Raw genomic sequence first — 17,353 nt, forward strand, 5'->3', positions numbered from 1 at the left:
GTCCGTCTTCCCGTGATCTGCCCTGCCCGGAGGCTGATCAGTGTCCGCGCAGGTGGTGGCGTTTGCGCCAGGCCACCACCGCGCCGACCAGGGCCGGCAGTGCGATGAAGCCCATGGCGATCAGGAAGGCGGGGGAGGTGGGCGCCGAGGCCCGGGCGCCGGCCACGGCGTACGCGGCGGTGTTCGGGATCGATCCCAGGGCGGTGGCGAGGAGGAACGGCAGCCAGCCCATACGGGAGACGGCCGCGCAGTAGTTCGCCGCCCAGAAGGGCACGCCGGGGAACAGCCGGGCCATCATCATCGTGCGGAAGCCGTGCCGGCTGAGCTGTCCGTCGGCCGCCTTCAGCCAGCGGGCGCGCAACAGCGGGCGCAGCGCGTCCTGCCCGAGGATCCGGCCGAGCCCGAACGCCACACCGGCGCCGAGCACCGTGCCCGCGAGCGCCGTGCCGAGGCCCAGCTGCGAGCCGAAGAGCGCGCCCGCCGCGAGGTTGAGCAGCGGCCGGGGTACGAACGCCACGGTGCACAGCCCGTACGCCACCGCGAACACCACGGCCGCCGCGGCCCCGCTGAGCTGCGGCGGCCAGCCGTCGGAGAGCAGCCGCTGCGGTTCGAAGAGCAACACGCTCGACGCGGCCGCCGCGAGCAGCACCAGCAGCAGGGAGAGCCGGGCCCAGGGCGAGAGCAGGACTCTCGTGCAACGGGCGGCGAGGCCCGTGGGCGTGGCGACGGCGAACTCCGCGGCGAGGGAGAGCTCAGTGACGGGAGCCGGGGGAACGGCTGTGGCGGTGCCCCCAGAGCGGGTGGTGGCATCGAGCATTCGGCGACACTAACCGACCCGTGTGTGTGATCGCCGTATGGTTCGTCTCATGGGCGTCACAGGTTCCGGAACGTCGGGTACGCGGTTCGAGGTGCCGAACAGTTCCCTCGCGGACACGGTCCTGGAACGGCTCACCGCCACGTACGGCGCGGCGGCCGATCCGCAACGGGCCGTGTCCATGCGGGCGTACATGAAGGACGTCGCCCCCTTCCTCGGTCTGACCACGCCCGATCGCCGCACGCTGTCCCGCACGGTCCTTCGCGGAACAGCGGCCCCTGTAGAGGCCGATTGCGCCGCCGTGGCCCTGCGCTGCTGGGCGTTTCCGGAGCGCGAGTACCACTACTTCGCCGTCGACTATCTGCGCCGCCATGTGAGGCAACTCTCCTCCGGTTTCCTCCCGGTGGCACGCCATCTCGTCAGCACGGTCCCTTGGTGGGACACCGTCGACGCACTCGCCTCCCACGTAGTGGGAGGCCTCGTGGCCGCCGACCCGAAGCTGACGAGCGACATGGACGCGTGGATCGAGGACGACGATCTGTGGGTCGCCCGTACGGCCCTGCTCCACCAACTCCGCCACAAGGAGACGACCGACACCGAGAGGCTCTTCGCCTACTGCGTACGGCAGTCCGGACACCCCGACTTCTTCATCCGCAAGGCGATCGGCTGGTGTCTGCGCGAGTACGCGAAGACGGACCCGGAGGCGGTACGGGACTTCGTCGCCCGGGAACGGGGGCGGCTCGCGCCCCTCTCCGTACGCGAGGCCCTCAAGAACGTCGGCCCCTGAGACACCCACAGAAACGTTCACCACACGGGCATCCGTGGCGAGAAAAACCATTCGACGTGGCCTGACACGTCGGCGATGATCGCCTCATGTTCCGGTACGCCTTCCTCCTCGCAGCATCCGCAGTCGCGGATGCGCCGAAGGCTGCCGTCCCGATCATCGTGGCCGCTGTCGACGGCGCCCGAAGCTGACCCTTCCCGGAAAGTCCGGCGGACCCCGCAGGGGGAGGGTCGGCAAGTCCTGGGGGTCCCCGTCCCGGCCGCTGAGCGCCGGGGCCATCACTCGGCTCCGCTGACACTGAAGAGGCTTCGAGGTATCGCCATGCCCAAGACGGCATACGTCCGCACCAAACCGCATCTGAACATCGGCACGATGGGTCACGTCGACCACGGCAAGACGACCCTGACCGCCGCCATCACCAAGGTCCTCGCCGAGCGCGGCTCCGGCACCTTCGTACCGTTCGACCGGATCGACCGGGCCCCGGAGGAGGCCGCGCGCGGCATCACCATCAACATCGCGCACGTCGAGTACGAGACCGACACCCGTCACTACGCGCACGTGGACATGCCGGGTCACGCCGACTACGTCAAGAACATGGTCACCGGCGCGGCGCAGCTCGACGGAGCGATCCTCGTCGTCTCCGCGCTCGACGGGATCATGCCGCAGACCGCCGAGCACGTGCTGCTCGCCCGGCAGGTGGGCGTCGACCACATCGTCGTCGCCCTGAACAAGGCCGACGCGAGTGGCGACGAGGAGCTCATCGACCTCGTCGAGCTGGAGGTCCGCGAGCTGCTCTCCGCGCACGGCTACGGGGGCGAGTCCGTACCCGTCGTACGGGTGTCCGGTCTCAAGGCCCTCGAGGGCGACCCCCGTTGGACGGCGGCGATCGACGCGCTGCTCGACGCGGTGGACACGTATGTGCCCATGCCCGAGCGGTACCTCGACGCGCCGTTCCTGTTGCCGGTCGAGAACGTGCTCACGATCACCGGGCGCGGGACGGTCGTCACCGGCGCGGTGGAGCGCGGCACGATCCGGGTCGGTGACCGCGTCGAAGTGCTCGGCGCGGCCGTCGACACGGTGGTCACCGGCCTGGAGACGTTCGGCAAGCCCATGGACGAGGCGCAGGCCGGGGACAACGTGGCGCTGCTGCTGCGCGGGGTGCCCCGTGACGCGGTACGCCGCGGACACATCGTCGCCGCGCCCGGCAGTGTCGTACCCAGCCGCCGCTTCTCGGCCCAGGTGTACGTCCTGTCGACGGGCGAGGGCGGCCGTACGACACCCGTCTCCACCGGGTACCGGCCGCAGTTCTACATCCGCACCGCGGACGTGGTCGGCGACGTCGACCTCGGCGAGCGGGTGGCCGCCCGGCCCGGCGACACCGTCACGATGACGGTCGAGCTCGGGCGCGAGGTGCCGCTGGAGCCGGGGCTCGGCTTCGCGATCCGCGAGGGCGGCCGGACGGTCGGCGCGGGGACGGTGACCTCGGTCGGCTGACGACCGAGAGGGAGGACGCGGGTGCCCGCTACGAAAGGAGCGGGCACCCGCTCGTCCCGATGTCAGTGCCGTGCGCGAGACTGATCACAGACAGGTCGCGATGGAGGGGGAAACCCATGGCGGACAAGGCACTTGTGCTCGGCGGCGGGGCAGCGGGGGGATCGGCTGGCTCGCCGGAATGCTGTACGGACTCGCGGAGGCGGGCGTGGATCTGAGCGACGCCGATGTGGTGATCGGTACGTCGGCGGGCTCGTCCGTGGGTGCCCAGTTCGCCTCGGGCAAGCTGACGGCGGAGCAGCTTTACGAGCGTCAACTCGGCCCGCAGAGCGGCGAGGTGCCCGGACACCTCGGCATCGGCGCGTACGTCCGCTATGCCTGGGCCACGCTGTCCTCCCGCACCCCCGAGGCGTACGGCCGCAAGACGGGCCGGATGGCGCTGGCGGCCACCACTCCGGACGCCGCGACGCGCCGCGCCGCGATCGAGAGCCGGCTCGTCTCGCCCGAGTGGCCCGACCGGCCGCTGCGGATGCCCGCTGTCGACACGGCCACCGGTGAGCTGCGCGTCTTCGACAAGGACAGCGGGGTGGAGCTCGTCGACGCCATGGCCGCGAGCTGTGCGGTCCCCGGCGCCTGGCCACCGGTCGCCCTCGACGGCCGCCGCTGGATGGACGGCGGCACGCACTCCCCGGCCAACGCCCACCTCGCCGCGGGGTATGGACAGGTCGTCGTCCTGGCACCCGTCGGCACCGGCGGCGGCCCCCTCGTCTCGGCCGCCGACCAGGGCAGGAAGCTCGCCGAGGCGGGCGCCCGGGTCGCCGTCGTCACCCCCGACGCCACCGCCAAGCAGGCCTTCGGCCGCAACCCGCTGGATCCCGCGGTCAGAGAGGCCGCAGCCCGCGCGGGCCGGGTCCAGGCGACGGCCCACGCCGAGGAGATCGCGGAGGTCTGGCAGCGCTGACCGTGCCCCTGTGACCGACCCGGCCGCGGCCCCCGCGGAAAGGGCGCGGGGGCTGTGACATCCTGCGGCTTTGCCGCGTGGGCGCGACCAGCCGCCGCCCGCCATACAACCAGGCGCAACCGCAGCACAGCGGTATCGGCGGCACAATGGACCCGTGGACGAGCCGATACCCGTGACACGGACCGTGGATCACGGAACCGCCAAGCTGATGCCGGACGTGGACCGGAAGCGGGCCTGGCTGCTGACGGTCGACACCGCGCCGCAGTCGTACGTCGATCTGGACGAGCCGACGCATCTGGAGTTCGAGTACACCCGACGGCTCGGGCACGTCCTGGACACGGCCGTGGAGCCGGGGCGCGCCCTGGACGTGCTCCACCTCGGCGGCGGAGCTCTGACGCTGCCCCGCTATGTGGCCGCGACCCGCCCCGGCTCACGGCAGGACGTGGTGGAGGCCGACCGGGGCCTGCTGGACCTGGTCTGCGAGCACCTGCCCGTGCCCGAGGACGCCGGCATCACGCTGCACGCCGCGGACGCCCGGGGCTGGCTCGAATCCGCCGCGACCGCCTCCGCCGACATCGTGATCGCGGACGTCTTCGGCGGCACGCGTGTCCCGGCGCACCTGACGTCCACGGCCTACGCGCGCGCCGCGGCGCGCGTGCTGCGCGAGGACGGCGTCTATCTGGCCAACCTCGCCGACGCCGCGCCCTTCGCCTTTCTGCGCTCCCAACTCGCCACGTTCGCCACGGTGTTCGAGGAGCTCTCCCTGATCGCCGAACCTGGCGTCCTGCGCGGGCGGCGCTTCGGCAACGCGGTGCTCGTGGCCTCCCACCGCGCGCTCGACACGGCCGTCCTGGCCCGCCGCACCGCCGCCGACGCCTTTCCCGCACGCGTCGAAAACGGCCCGGCACTGCGGGAGTTCATCGGCTCCGCCGCACCCGTGTGCGACGAGGACGCGGTCCCCTCACCCGAGCCGCCCGGCGGCGCCTTCAGCATCGGCTGACCCGAGCTCGCCCCGCGCTACCCGTGACCCCTGGGCCACCGGTGATCCCTGGGCCACCGGCTTGGTCCGCCGCGTCAGATTCCGTACGTCCGGCACGCACAGCACCGCCGCCGTGACCACGACGACCAGCGCCGAACAGCTCCACAGGGCGGTCGTACGCCCGAAGGCCGCTTCGGCCGGGCCCGCCAGGGCGGTGGCCAGCGGGACCATCGCGATCGAGCCGAACCAGTCGTAGGCGGAGACGCGGGAGAGCTTGTCCTCGGGGATCTCCTGGTGCAGGGCGGTCATCCACGACACCCCGAACACCTCTATCGCCGCACCGCTGACGAACATCACGGCGCACAGGGGACCCACCGGCACCGGCACGGCGAGTGCGGCGGCCGGGGCGGCGAGCGGGAAGACACAGAGGGTGCCGGCCAGCAGGAGCCGGCGCGGCTTCCAGCGGGTCATCAGCAGGGCGCCGCCGACGGTTCCGGCGCCGAACGCGCCGAGCGCGAGCCCCCATGGCCCGGGCCCGCCGAGGCTGCCCCGGGCGACCAACGGACCGTAGACCGCGTCGGCGGCGCCGACGACCGCGACCACCACCGAGAACTGCGCGACGATCGTCCACAGCCACGGGCGTCCGACGAACTCCCGCCAGCCCTCGTAGAGATCGGAGAGCAGCCCGCCGCCTGGCTCGCGCGGCGGTATGTGACTCACGTCCAGGAACGACCGCAGCGCCCCGGCGGCCGCGAACGCCACCGAGTCCACGGCGAGCACCCAGCCGGGCCCGACCACGGCCACCATCGCCCCGCCTAGGGCCGCACCGCCCAGACCAGCGCCCTGCATCGCCATCCGGAACATGGCGAAGGCGCGGCTCGCCTGCTCCCCGCTCACCGAGGACATCAGCATGCCCTCGGCCGCCGGGCTGAAGAACGCCTGCCCGGTGCCGCCGAGCGCGGACAGCAGCATCATCTGCCACAGCCGTGCCTCACCGGTGAGGACGAGGACCGCGAACACCGCCTGCGAGACGCAGTTGAGGGCGTTGGCGGCGACCATGACCCGGTGGCGCGGCAGCCGGTCCGCGACCGCTCCGCCAATCAGCAGGAAGAGCACCAGCGGCAGCGTCCGCGCCGCCGCCACCAGCCCTACGTCACCCCCGTCGCCGCCCGCGTCGAGCACCGCGAAGGCCGCGGCGATCAGCGCACCCTGGCTGCCCAGGTTGGTGACGACTGCGGCGGCGGTCAGCAGGGTGTAGTTGCGGCCCGCCCCGGAGAGGCGGCGGGCACGGCGGGAGGCGTCGGCGGCAGAGGTCACCGGCCGACTATCGCCGCCGCGGTCCCCTCACGCAACATCGTGCGCCGGGCGCGGCCCTTCCCGTCGCCCCGGGGCAGTGTTGCTCGTCGACGAGGACGCGATCACGGGCCGCTGGGTCTTCCGTAACCACCTGAAGGGCTGAGGCTCCCCGGCGTTCCGGCCCGCCCGTCGGGGCGGGCCGGTGTGCCACCGAGGTCAGCCGCCGGTCGGGGTCCCGTGCAGCCGGACCGTGCCGAGGATCTTCATGAGGGTCGCCTTGGAGACCTCGTCCTTCACGCCCTTGGCCCCGTAGAAGTTGAACGACACGAAATCGGCCGCGGAGTTCTTGAAGCCGAACGTCAGTGCCTTGCCGTCGCTCGCACACTTGCCCTTGTCGGGTGTGTTGGTCGACTGGGCCCACCCGATGCTGCCCGTGATGCCCGAGGTGGTCGTGAAGGGCGTGCCCTTCTTGTCGTACGAGAGGCTCTTCTTGTCGGGTTGTCGGGTTGGGTGTAGCCACCGAAGACCCACCAGACGGGGGTGTTGACCGCGATCTCGTCGCTGGTCTTGGCGCCACTGGCGCCCTTGGTCCCCACCACGGCCAGCGGGGTGTCCTCGGTCCGGCCGTCCTTGTCGTCGTCCGAGGTGCACCACTTGGACTTGTTCTCGGCGGTGCCCGACATCGTGATTCCCTTGTCCTCCTCCTTCGGGAACTCGAAGCCGATCCCGAAGCCGGGGGACTGGACCTCCCAGTCCGCGGGCACGTCGAAGGCGATACCCCATTTGGGGTTCACCACGACCTTCCAGCCGGCGATGGTCGGCTTCTCGGTCTCGGTACCGCGCGGGTTGTCGTCCGAAATGGACGCCGAGTCGCTCGGGTCCGTCGATGCCGACGTCGACGGGCTGGAGGTGTTGTTCGTGTCGCCCCCGGCCTTGTCGTCCTTGTTTCCGCCGAGGACCAGGAAACCCGTCACGCCCGCGGCCACCACCACAGCCGCGGCCGCGACGATTGCCACGACCTTCGTCCGGTTGCCGCCGTCGCCCCCGCCCTGGGGCGGCTGCGGCGCGCCCATGCCCTCAGGGGTGCCCCACTGCGGCTGCTGCCCGTACGGGTTGGGCTGCTGGTAGCCGGGCTGCTGGTACGGATTCGGCTACTGGTACGGGCTGTTGTTCTGCGGGTTCTGCTCGCCCCCGGGCGGCTGCTGTCCTGGCCACATGGGCGCCAACCCTAGTGGCAGCAGGAAAACGATTCGGTCACCGCTCCTTGTCAGGGACGCATCGAAATCTGGCCAGATCGAACTACTCATGAGTAACATGTCGGCATGAGCGCAGACCAGATGACGATCGGCGAGATGCTCGCCGCCACGGTGCCGATGGCCCGCACGCTGAACCTCGAGTTCGTGGAGACCACGCCGGAGAAAGCCGTGGTGGCCCTGCCGGACCAGAGCGACTACCACAACCACGTCGGCGGGCCGCACGCCGGAGCGATGTTCACCCTCGGTGAGTCGGCGAGCGGAGCGATCGTCCTCGCCGCGTTCGGGGAGCAGCTGTCGCGCGCCGTGCCGCTCGCGGTCAGCGCCGAGATCGCGTACAAGAAGCTCGCGATGGGCCCCGTGACGGCCACCGCGACCCTCGGCCGCCCGGCCGCCGAGGTCATCGCCGAACTCGACGCGGGGCAGCGCCCCGAGTTCCCCGTGGCCATCGCCATCCAGCGCGCGGACGGCGCCGTGACGGGCGAGATGACCGTCGTGTGGACCCTTCGGCCGAACGGCTGAGCCGAAGGGTTGAGCCCAGCGGCTGAGTCGAGAGGCTGAGCCGAGCGAACGGAACGACAGAGCGGGTCCTCTCGGCCGAGCGCCGGGCGGGCCCGCCCGGCGGTTCCCGCCGCGGCACGGCCTTCGCCGTGTCACCGTTTCAGCCGTGTTACGGCTCCCGCGGCGCCATCGCTCCCGCGGCGCCATCGCTCCCGCGGCTCGATCGCTCCCGCGCGTCACCACTCCCGCGGCGCGGGGCCCGTGCTGCGGCGGACGACGAGCTGGACCGGCTCGATGTGATCGACCCGGGGCTTCGCCGGTCCGTCGATGCGCGACAGCAACAGCTGAAGCGAGCGTCGGCCTGTCGCGGCGAAGTCGGTACGCACGGTCGTCAGCGGGGGCAGCATGTGGGCGGCCTCGGGGATGTCGTCGTAGCCGACGACGCTGACGTCGTCCGGCACCTGGCGCCCGGCCTCGTGCAGGGCGCGCAGCAGGCCGAGCGCCATCTGGTCGTTGGAGGCGAACACCGCCGTGACGTCGGGGCGCCCGGCCAGGCGGCGGCCCAGCGCGTGCCCGGAGTCCGCGCTCCAGTCGCCGATGAGCGGTTCGGGGACCTCGGCCCCCGCCGCCCGAAGGGTGTCCCGCCACGCTTCCAGGCGGCGCTCGGCGGACAGCCAGCCCGTGGGGCCCGCGATGTGGTGAACCGTGCCGTGGCCTAGCTTCAGCAGGTGCTCGGTGGCCTGGCGCGCCCCGTCGCGGGAGTCCGCGGTGACGTAGGACGCGTCGTCCCCGAGGTCGTTCTCCAGGACCATCAGGGGGACGTCGAGCGCCGCCTCCGCCAGGGCCTTGCCCACCCAGCGCTGCGGTGCGATGGCGAGCAGGCCGTCCGCCCCCTCGGCCGACAGCGTGTGCACGGCGCGCACCAGGGTGTCCCGGTCGGCCGTGTCGAGTGCGATGGAGCTGACCAGGTAACCGGCTTCCTGGGCAGCGGAGTTGATAGCGGTCAGGATGGAGGCGGGCCCGTAGCGGGCCGCGTCGAACGAGATCACCCCGAGCATCCGCGTCCTGCCGCTGGCCAGGGAACGCGCGCTGCGACTCGGCCGGTAGCCGAGCGTGCGCATGGCGGCCATCACCGCCTCCCGGGTCTCGGGCCGCACCGCGGGACTGCCGTTGAGCACCCGGGAGACCGTCTGTTTCGAGACACCGGCCAGCCGGGCCACGTCGTCCATCACCGGGCGCGCTCCCGCGAAGCTGCGCCGGCTGCGTCCCTTGGGGCCCTCGGTTCCCTGGGGGACGGCGCCGTCCGTGGCACCTCGGGTCATGGGGGCGCATCCTCCGACGTCACGGCGGCGGTCTGTCCCGATCCGCCCGGCAGGCCCACAGGATAGGCCCGCCGGGCCCGCCTCCCCTTCGTCAGCCCGCCCGGACCGCCCAGGTGCGGGTGGTCACCCACTCGACGCGCCACACGGCCGCCCGCCCCGTGACGTCGCCGGCCCGCTCGGGCAGATACACCGGAGCGTCGGCGGCCAAGGGCAGCAACAGCAGCCGCAGCCCATGGTTGCGCGGGGCCGCCGCGGGGAGCCCGTCCAGGCCGATGTCCCAGACGCGTCCGGAGAAGAACTGGTCGGCGACGAGGGTGTCTCCGACGTACGCGCGGGCCACGTCGCCGGTCCAGCGGATGCGCAGGAGGGTGCCGGGCGGCCGGTGCGGGAGGTCGTCCGGCAGCTTGACGTGATACTCGGCCGCGGAGGCGGCGAAGTGTTCGTCCGCCGGGACGCTCGCCCGGCCCAGGGAACCGGTCTCGGTCGTGGGCGGCGGGCCCGCGGGGCGCACGAGGGTGGCGGCGGGCGCGATGTCCCCGTCGGCCCATTCCTCGGTCGTCCAGCGGGTGAACACACCGTCGGCCGTCGCCGACAGGGGTGCTCCGGCCACCGTCAACGGCCGTGCGGGCGTGGGCAGTACGGCGAAGGAAGGTCGCGACGCGGAGCTGTGCACGCGGAGTTCGTCCTGGTCGAAAACCACACTGTCCGGCGAGAGGACCAGCCGCTCGGCGCCCCACGCCGTCCCCCGGTAGGCGGTGCGCGCGGTGGCGGCGTCGAGGACGAGCAGGCCCATTTCGTTCCCGTCCGCGGTCCTCACCTGGACGAGGGCGTCGGTGCCGGGACGCAGACCGGTGATCAGAACACGGCCGTCGGCCTTGTCGACCGCTCCGGAGGGCGTGTCGACGGACGTGACCGTGCCCGCCTCCAGGGCGAGTTCGACCGGAATGCCGTCGGTGGCGGCCAGTACCAGGACCGTACGCCCGTCGTCCTCGACCCGGCACACCGGCTGGGCGGTGGCCCAGTCGAGCCGTAGACCGGCGACGTCGAGACGCAGCGGCCAGCAGAAGTACCCGCCGGTCGGGACGGTGACCGGGGCGCTGGGCAACGTCAGGGCGGGAGCGTCGGGGAAGTCGACCGTGAAGGTCGTGCCGGGGTGGGCCGGCAGCGGTTCGTGCGGCTGGTGGTTGTTGACGAACAGGAAGCCGGAGGTGCCGTCGCCGCGCACGGCCCAGCGCAGGGTGTCCCGGTCGGACTGGGACGCGGGCTGCCGCTCGGGCAGGACGGACCGCATGGGGGCGATCACGTCGCCGAAGTCGGCCAGCAGCAGGTGCTGGAGGCGCAGTGCGTGGTACGAGGGCCGGACCTGGCCGTACTCGCCCAGCGGCGCCTGGAAGTCGTAGGTGCGGACGGGCAGGTCGTTGGGGTAGCCGGTGGCGTGGGACTCCTGGAGGGTGGTGAGTTCACCGGCCGGGTTCGTGCCGCCGTGGAACATGTAGTAGCCCTGCCAGACCGAACCGCAGCCGATCTTGGTGAGGCCGAGGGCGCCGATGTCGTCGGGCTCGACGCGTGGCCTGCGGTGGTAGGCGACGGCCATGCCACCGCCGAGCTCGCAGGTGGCCCAGGGGAAGCGGTCCGTGGGCGCGGGGTCGCCGCCGCGTACGGTCGTCGGGCGCAGGTCGGCGCCGATGCCCTCGTCGTCGCGCTGATGGGTGAAGAAGAAGTGCTTGCGGCAGGTGTCCGGCCAGCCTCCGTCCGCCTCAGTCCAGAACGTCTCGGTGTAGCCGCCGTACAGCGGAAGCAGTTCGTCGGGCGGCAGTTGGACCCCGCCCCACGCCGTGGACGTCCACAGCGGCGCGCTCAGACCCGCCTCCTGGGCCATCCGCTTCAGGGTGAGGAGGTGGCCGGGCCGGTCGTAGAGCTCGTTCTCGATCTGGATCGCGACGATCGGACCGCCGTGGGCCCGGTCGAGTCCGCGCAGCTGTGCGGCGATCTCCGCGAACCAGCCCCGTACGGGTTTCAGATAGGTGGGGTCGTCGGTGCGGGGCGCGCGGGTGCGGGCGAGCAGCCAGTCGGGGAAGCCTCCGTTGCGGACCTCGGCGTGGCACCAGGGGCCGATGCGGGGGATGAAGTCCAGGCCGTGCCGGGCGCACAGCTGGGCGAAGCGTCGCAGATCGCGGTCGCCGTCGAAGCGGACGCGGCCCTGGATCTCCTCGTGGTGGATCCAGATGACGTAGCTGGCGACGACGGTGACCCCGCCCGCCTTCATCTTCAGGAGCTCCTCCTCCCAGTCCCGGGCCGGGTAGCGCGAGTAGTGGAACTCGCCGGAGACCGGGAACCAGGGGCGGCCGCCGCGCGTGAGGTAGCGGCTGGTCACCTCGATGGGGTCGGGCGCCCCCGGGGCGTCGGCGAAGGGCAGGTGGCCGGTCAGGGGCGGTGCGGGAGGCGCGGGGACGCGCAGGAGATGCGGCATCGGGACTTCTCCGGTCCGGGGTCGGGGGGCAGGGGGGAGGGCGTCGGCTACGGCGGGGTGTGGCTGAGGCGCGGTGCTATCGCTCGTTCTCGGGCTCGGGCTCGTTTTCGGGGTCGTACTCGGCCGTGGGTCTTGGGTCTTGGGAACGCTCCCAGGCCAAGTGATGTTATCGGTAACATCGCATGCGTCAAGGGACTTTGGGACCGTCGGCGAAACGGTTTTGGACGGCTGCGGTCCGCGCCGCCACCGGACCTCCCGGTGGCCGGGCGACGCGGCCGGAAACGTACGGGTCGAGTCGCGTTCTGCCTGTTCCGGAGGCGTTCACGGTGAGGCCACGCCGGTGTCCCCGCGGCCTGACTGAGTGGTTCCAGCCAGTGAATCGCTCGGAGGCACCGGAGGGTCGCCCCATGGCCGGAACCGAACCCGTGTCCGCCGCCGTCAACCGTCGTCGATTTCTGCTCGCCTCAGGCGCCACGGCAGCGGCCGGCGTCGCCGGAACCAGCGCGGGGGCGCTCCTGCCGCGCCGGCGCCGACACCCCGCCATGGAGCCCGCCGCTCGGAGCGCCGCCGCCCAGCGGCAGGCCCGCGGCGCCCCGCGGGCAGCGCCGTACGCCCTGACCACCCTGGAGACGACGGCCCGCCTCGGCGGTGGCGCCGGCCCCGGCACCTACCGGCGGCTGGTCTCGGGCCCCGGCTGGCCCCTGGTCGTCCGCAAGGAGCTCGCCACGCCCGGTGCCGGGCGCCAGGACCGGCGCACCCCGCTCGCGTGCTTCGTGCAGTTCACCGACCTCCATCTCGCCGACGTGCAGAACCCGTTGCGCACCGAGTTCCTGCGCTCGCGCGGTGCCTCGTCGTGGCGGGCGCAGGAGGCGCTGACGGTGGCCGGGGCGGTCGCGCTCGTAGAACAGGTGAACGCGCTCGGAGGAGGGCCGTACACCGGGCTGCGCCCCGCCTTCGTGATGACGACGGGCGACAACGTCGACAACAACTCCGCGATCGAACTGGAGTGGTTCCTGGCCGTCATGAACGGGGGCCGGATCACGCCGAACACCGGTGACCCGGCGGCGTACGAGGGCGCCCAGAACTCCGGTCTTCCCCTGTACTGGCACCCGGGTGACCCCCACCTGCGCGACCTGGACAAGCGGCGCGGGCTGCCCCTGATCCCCGGCTTCCTCGACGCGGCCACCCGCCCGGTCACCAGCCCGGGGCTGCGCGTCCCCTGGTACTCCACGGTCGGCAACCACGACGATCTGCCGGGCGGCTGTCTGTCGCCCGCGCTGAACGACTTCGCCGTCGGCTCACGCAAGCTGCTGTCGGTGTCCGCCGCGGACGCGGCCGCCTACGCCAAGGCGCTCGGGTCGGGTGACGACCCCAAGAGCGAGGTGCTCAAGGCGATCCTCACCACGAACGCGGCCTCGGCGCGGACCGTGACCGCCGACGAGCGGCGTCGGCTGTGCACCCCGCACGACTATCTCGCCGCGCATCTCGATCCCGCCCACGCCGGTGCCGGTCCGGTCGGCCATGGCTACACCCAGGACAACCTGGACGGCGAGCGGATGTACTACTCCTTCAAGGTGGCCGAGAACGTCGTCGGCATCAGCATCGACACGACGTATCGCAGCGGCCACTACGAGGGTTCACTCGGCAGCGACCAACTCCGCTGGCTGGAAGGGATCCTGGCCGCGCACAGCTCCCGGTCCTACGACGCGGACGGCCGGCTCGTCCGCAACACCGGGGCCGACGACGCCCACATCCTGGTCTTCAGTCACCACCACAGCCCCAGCATGACCCGCCGTCCCGACGCCGCCCGCACGGACGAGCCGCGCCACGACGGAGCGGAGGTCATCGCCCTGCTCAGCCGGTTCCCGAACGTGGTGGCCTGGATCAACGGGCACAGTCACGTCAACCGGATCACGCCGCACCCGCACGCGATGCCCGCCCGCTCCTTCTGGGAGGTCAACACCGCCTCCCACGTGGACTATCCGCACCACGCCCGGCTGATCGAACTGGCCGACAACGGGGACGGAACGGTGTCCCTGTTCACCACCCTCGTCGAGTCCGCCGCGCCGCACCGCACCGCCCGGGACTTCGACGACCTGTCGGCGGTGGGACTCGCCTCCCTGTACCGGGAAGTGGCCTACAACGCTCCCGGTCTTGCCGAGAGCATGAAGGGCGGTGTCCAGGAGGGCTGGGCGGGCGGTGCCGGGGACCGCAACACGGAACTGGTGGTGACGGGCGGACCGGCGGCAGGGTGACCCCGTGCGCGGGCCGCAACTTCGAGACCTTCGGGGAGGGCCCGCTGCTCGTTGGCGACATGGTCGCGGCCGAGATCCGCGGCGTCCAGGGCGAGGGCCTCATGGCGACCGTCAAGCACTTCGCGGTCAACGACCCGGGAATGGATTCCCGGGCTTGCAGCTCGTGACCATCGCTGGCGGTGATGGGGTCGGCCGCGTCCAGAGCTCACGCGATGATCGTGAGTTCAGGGGCCGCTGACTGGACCCCGCAGACCCACGCCATCCACCCGCGGTGGGCGATGTTGTGGGACGAGTTGCGGTCCGCGTGATCAACGAATCCGCAGGACCGGCAGGCGAACCGGGCTTGTGAGGGCCGGTTGCCGCGTTCGATGTGATGACATTGGGAGCATTCCTGGCTGGTGTACGCCGGATCGACGTACACGACCGGTACCCCGGCCTTCTTCGCCTTATAGGCGATGAAGGCGCCGAGTTGCGCGAAGGGCCAGGAGTGGAGCGTGGTGCGTTGGGGCTTTCTCAGCCGGGCCCGCTCGCGAATGCCCTTCGGGTCTTCCAGGGCGATTCCGCGACCGGTGCTCCCCCACTGCCTTAAGGGCGTGGGAGGTACCCCCAAGCCTCCGCCGCGATCCGTTTCGAAATCTTGTGGTTGATGTCCTTGTTACGGCGGGCCTCTTTACGCGCGTACTTCCTCGCCCGCCGCTTGGCCGACTTGGTCTGCTTCTGTTGTAGCCTGCGTCGCAGCTTGCGGTCGTTCTCCCGTTTCCGGTTGATCCGGCGCCCGCAGTGGCGTTCACCGTCGCTGGTGGCGGCGATGTTCACGATGCCGAGGTCCACGCCGAGGAAGGCGACCGGGTGGGTGTTCAGCGCGGCTTCGGGCATCTCGCAGGTCGCGATCAAGTACCACTTCCCACCGTGGTGCAGCAGGTCGGACTCGCCCTGGCGGCGTTGGGCCAGGACCTCCAGCTGTTCGGCCTGTCCGGTGAAGGCGAGGTTTTTCATCCTGCCAGCCGTGGTCAAGATCGACACGGTGCGAGCCTCGTGCTGCCAGGACAGCATCCGGTCACCGTAGGGCTGGGCGGCCTTTGGGCGGAAGGTGACCGGTTTACCCGAGGCGCGGGTGTGGCGTTTCGATCCCGGCTTGCCGTACCGGCCGGCCTGCAGATTGGCCTTCAGGGTGGTGTAGGCGTCGCAGGTCTTCTTGATCGCGTGCTGGGCGGCCTGTGCCCCAGCCCCCACCGGGTCTTGATGTCCTGGTAGGCCAGCTTTCGCAGTGCCAGGTTCTTGCGCGCGCCCTCCTCGAAGGCGACGGACGCGGCCCAGGTGGCGGCCTCGTTGCAGGCGGTCAGGGTCGCCTCAAGTGCCGCCGCCTGCTCGGGCGTCGGCAGCAGCCTGACCTGCACCACCAACTTCATGACGCCGACCCTAAGCCTCTGGGCATACAGTCCGCCCCATCGCGTACATGCTCAACACGATCAAGCGAACGGTCACGCACATGTACGCCTCACGCTCGTTCTCCGGCTCCGCAGGACAGCGACACAGGCGCACCGCACCCGAAAAAGAAGCCGCTGCGACGCTCCGCGTCACAGCCACGGGACGCGATTCCTCCCGGGCGTGAACGCCCGCGGCTACCCGCAAGATCAGGCTGAACAACCAAGAACAGGACCGCATGTCCATCGACGTGCGGGTCGACGAACAGACCATGCGCGAGGTCGTACTGCGCGGCTTCGAGGCAGCCGTCGCCGCCCGCGCCGGCGCGGCCATGCCACGTGCCGTCGGGCAGCCCGCGATGCCCGACGGCATCGGTCCGGTCCTCTCGCTGCGGACCGCGTCCCGGGGCGGAAATGTCGTGAGCACGACCGTCCACCAGGAGCACCGGTGCGACCTGTGGGACGCCGCCGCGCGAGGCTGAGCGGTAGGCTTCCCGGCGTGCGCCCATCTCGGGCGCACGCCGGGAAGCGTGTGATTTCGGGAGGAACCGGCGTTGGACGTCCAGCATTGGCTCGAGACGGTGCCCGCGGTCAGCATCTATGCGCTGGTGGCCCTGGTCATCGGCCTGGAGAGCCTGGGCATCCCGTTGCCCGGCGAGATCATCCTGGTCTCGGCGGCGCTGCTGTCCTCACAGCACTCGGGCATCAACCCCGTCATCCTCGGTGCGTGCGCCAGCATCGGCGCGGTCGTCGGAGACTCCATCGGCTATGCCATCGGCCGCAAGGGCGGCCGCCCTTTGCTGGCCTGGCTGGGCGCGAAGTTCCCCAGGCACTTCAGCGAGGGGCACGTCGCGACGGCCGAGCGGTCCTTCCAGAAGTGGGGCATGTGGGCCGTCTTCTTCGGCCGGTTCATCGCGTTGCTGCGGATCTTCGCGGGGCCGCTCGCGGGTGTGCTGAAGATGCCGTACTGGAAGTTCCTGATCGCCAATGTGCTGGGCGGGATCATCTGGGCCGGGGGTACCACCGCGGTCATCTACTACGTGGGTGTCGTCGCCGAGTCCTGGCTGAAGCGGTTCTCGTGGGTCGGGCTCGTGGTGGCCGTGCTCATCGGGCTCGCCTCGATGCTGATCGTGAAGCGCAAGGCGAAGAAGGCGGCGGCGGAGATCGAGACGGGGGAGCGGGAGCCGGTGGCGGCTTCCGAGTAGTTGTCGTCGGGCGCTTCAGCTCCCGTGCGCTTTCTTGTGTGTCTTCGCCAGGTCCACATATACGGTGCCGTTGAGGGTGATGCCCTGGCGTTCCTCCTCCGTCAGGGGGCGCTTGACCTTGGCCGGGACTCCGGCCACCAGGGAGCCCGGCGGGACCCGCATGCCCTGGGGGACCAGGGCCTGGGCCGCCACCAGGGAACCGGCGCCGATCACCGCGCCGTTGAGGACCGTGGCGCCCATGCCGATCAGGCAGTCGTCCTCGACCGTCGCCCCGTGCAGTACGGCGTTGTGGCCGACCGAGACGCGCTCGCCGACCGTGATCGGGAATCCGGGGTCGACGTGAAGGGTGCAATTGTCTTGGATGTTGCTGTCGGCGCCTATGACGATCGGACCGAAGTCGGCGCGCAGCACCGCGCCGTACCAGACGCTCGCGCCCGCGTGCAGAGTGACGTCCCCGATCACCACGGACGTCGGTGCCGTGAACGACTCCGGGTCCACCTGCGGGTCCTTGCCGCCGATCCCCATGATCAGCGCCTGCTGCGTCATCGCCGTCTCCTCGTCGTCGTCGCTACAGCGGCACCGTATGCCATCGCCGCCG

Annotated in this window: 16 protein-coding genes and 2 pseudogenes; 9 read left to right on the forward strand and 9 right to left on the reverse strand. The window is 71.4% G+C overall.

The genetic code is table 11. The features are described 5' to 3' along the window. Positions 1–37 precede the first annotated feature (37 nt). Positions 38–817, reverse strand: coding sequence for a TVP38/TMEM64 family protein (locus OG819_RS28585; RefSeq protein WP_266416794.1), 780 nt, complete (start codon positions 815–817; stop codon positions 38–40). A gap of 49 nt (positions 818–866) precedes the next feature. On the opposite strand from OG819_RS28585, the gene OG819_RS28590 reads away from it, so the two are divergent. From OG819_RS28590 to OG819_RS28605, 4 genes are all read left to right on the forward strand, one after another. Beyond that, a complete protein-coding gene (locus OG819_RS28590) occupies positions 867–1,601 on the forward strand; it encodes a DNA alkylation repair protein (protein WP_266622889.1) in 735 nt (244 codons plus the stop codon). Between the two features lie 318 nt (positions 1,602–1,919). Continuing rightward, positions 1,920–3,092: an elongation factor Tu gene (gene tuf, locus OG819_RS28595; protein WP_266622888.1), complete on the forward strand. Its 1,173-nt coding sequence runs from the start codon at positions 1,920–1,922 to the stop codon at positions 3,090–3,092. A gap of 178 nt (positions 3,093–3,270) precedes the next feature. Beyond that, positions 3,271–4,050 carry a patatin-like phospholipase family protein gene (locus OG819_RS28600; protein WP_323138106.1) on the forward strand — a complete coding sequence of 260 codons (780 nt, stop codon included), beginning with the start codon at positions 3,271–3,273 and terminating at the stop codon, positions 4,048–4,050. A gap of 154 nt (positions 4,051–4,204) precedes the next feature. Further along, the gene (locus OG819_RS28605; RefSeq protein WP_266651498.1) at positions 4,205–5,050 is read left to right on the forward strand and encodes a fused MFS/spermidine synthase; all 846 of its coding nucleotides are present in this window, start codon (positions 4,205–4,207) and stop codon (positions 5,048–5,050) included. Here OG819_RS28605 and OG819_RS28610 read toward each other — a convergent pair. Both OG819_RS28610 and OG819_RS28615 read right to left on the reverse strand, forming a co-directional pair. Then, positions 5,012–6,346, reverse strand: coding sequence for an MFS transporter (locus OG819_RS28610; protein ID WP_266651499.1), 1,335 nt, complete (start codon positions 6,344–6,346; stop codon positions 5,012–5,014). The two genes, OG819_RS28605 and OG819_RS28610, sit on opposite strands and share 39 nt — an antisense overlap. A 195-nt stretch (positions 6,347–6,541) precedes the next feature. Next, positions 6,542–7,398, reverse strand: a pseudogene (locus OG819_RS28615) (hypothetical protein). A gap of 249 nt (positions 7,399–7,647) precedes the next feature. Here OG819_RS28615 and OG819_RS28620 point away from each other — a divergent pair. Beyond that, a complete protein-coding gene (locus OG819_RS28620) occupies positions 7,648–8,100 on the forward strand; it encodes a DUF4442 domain-containing protein (RefSeq protein WP_266416808.1) in 453 nt (150 codons plus the stop codon). A 215-nt stretch (positions 8,101–8,315) separates the two neighbouring features. On the opposite strand, the gene OG819_RS28625 is transcribed toward OG819_RS28620, so the two are convergent. Beyond that, positions 8,316–9,401: a LacI family DNA-binding transcriptional regulator gene (locus OG819_RS28625; RefSeq protein WP_266651500.1), complete on the reverse strand. Its 1,086-nt coding sequence runs from the start codon at positions 9,399–9,401 to the stop codon at positions 8,316–8,318. A 91-nt stretch (positions 9,402–9,492) separates the two neighbouring features. Then, the gene (locus OG819_RS28630) at positions 9,493–11,871 is read right to left on the reverse strand and encodes a beta-galactosidase (protein WP_266651501.1); all 2,379 of its coding nucleotides are present in this window, start codon (positions 11,869–11,871) and stop codon (positions 9,493–9,495) included. 407 nt (positions 11,872–12,278) lie between these two features. On the opposite strand from OG819_RS28630, the gene OG819_RS28635 reads away from it, so the two are divergent. Further along, positions 12,279–14,126: a TIGR03767 family metallophosphoesterase gene (locus OG819_RS28635; RefSeq protein WP_266651502.1), complete on the forward strand. Its 1,848-nt coding sequence runs from the start codon at positions 12,279–12,281 to the stop codon at positions 14,124–14,126. Beyond that, positions 14,126–14,260, forward strand: a pseudogene (locus tag OG819_RS28640) (glycoside hydrolase family 3 N-terminal domain-containing protein); the annotation flags it as partial. The gene OG819_RS28635 and the pseudogene OG819_RS28640, both read left to right, overlap by 1 nt. A 71-nt stretch (positions 14,261–14,331) precedes the next feature. Here OG819_RS28640 and OG819_RS58625 read toward each other — a convergent pair. From OG819_RS58625 to OG819_RS58635, 3 genes are read right to left on the reverse strand one after another with little or no spacing between them, the layout of a single operon-like run. Continuing rightward, positions 14,332–14,736, reverse strand: a complete 405-nt coding sequence (locus OG819_RS58625; protein WP_323139366.1) for a transposase — start codon at positions 14,734–14,736, stop codon at positions 14,332–14,334. Further along, the gene (locus tag OG819_RS58630) at positions 14,712–15,359 is read right to left on the reverse strand and encodes a transposase (RefSeq protein WP_323139367.1); all 648 of its coding nucleotides are present in this window, start codon (positions 15,357–15,359) and stop codon (positions 14,712–14,714) included. Before OG819_RS58630 ends, OG819_RS58625 begins: the two co-directional genes overlap by 25 nt. Then, on the reverse strand, positions 15,293–15,535 hold the full coding sequence (locus OG819_RS58635) for a hypothetical protein (protein WP_323138103.1): 243 nt from the start codon (positions 15,533–15,535) through the stop codon (positions 15,293–15,295). The genes OG819_RS58630 and OG819_RS58635 overlap by 67 nt, the downstream gene beginning before the upstream one ends. A gap of 254 nt (positions 15,536–15,789) precedes the next feature. Between OG819_RS58635 and OG819_RS28650 the strand changes: the two genes are divergently transcribed. After that, the gene (locus OG819_RS28650; protein WP_323138102.1) at positions 15,790–16,032 is read left to right on the forward strand and encodes a hypothetical protein; all 243 of its coding nucleotides are present in this window, start codon (positions 15,790–15,792) and stop codon (positions 16,030–16,032) included. A 72-nt stretch (positions 16,033–16,104) separates the two neighbouring features. Next, positions 16,105–16,755: a DedA family protein gene (locus OG819_RS28655; RefSeq protein WP_266622878.1), complete on the forward strand. Its 651-nt coding sequence runs from the start codon at positions 16,105–16,107 to the stop codon at positions 16,753–16,755. Positions 16,756–16,770: 15 nt separating this feature from the next. Here the strand turns inward: OG819_RS28655 and OG819_RS28660 are convergent, their stop codons facing one another. Further along, positions 16,771–17,301: a gamma carbonic anhydrase family protein gene (locus OG819_RS28660; RefSeq protein ID WP_266416823.1), complete on the reverse strand. Its 531-nt coding sequence runs from the start codon at positions 17,299–17,301 to the stop codon at positions 16,771–16,773. Positions 17,302–17,353: the final 52 nt, after the last annotated feature.

Origin of the sequence: Streptomyces sp. NBC_01549 (assembly GCF_026339955.1) — a bacterium.
GTDB lineage: Bacteria > Actinomycetota > Actinomycetes > Streptomycetales > Streptomycetaceae > Streptomyces.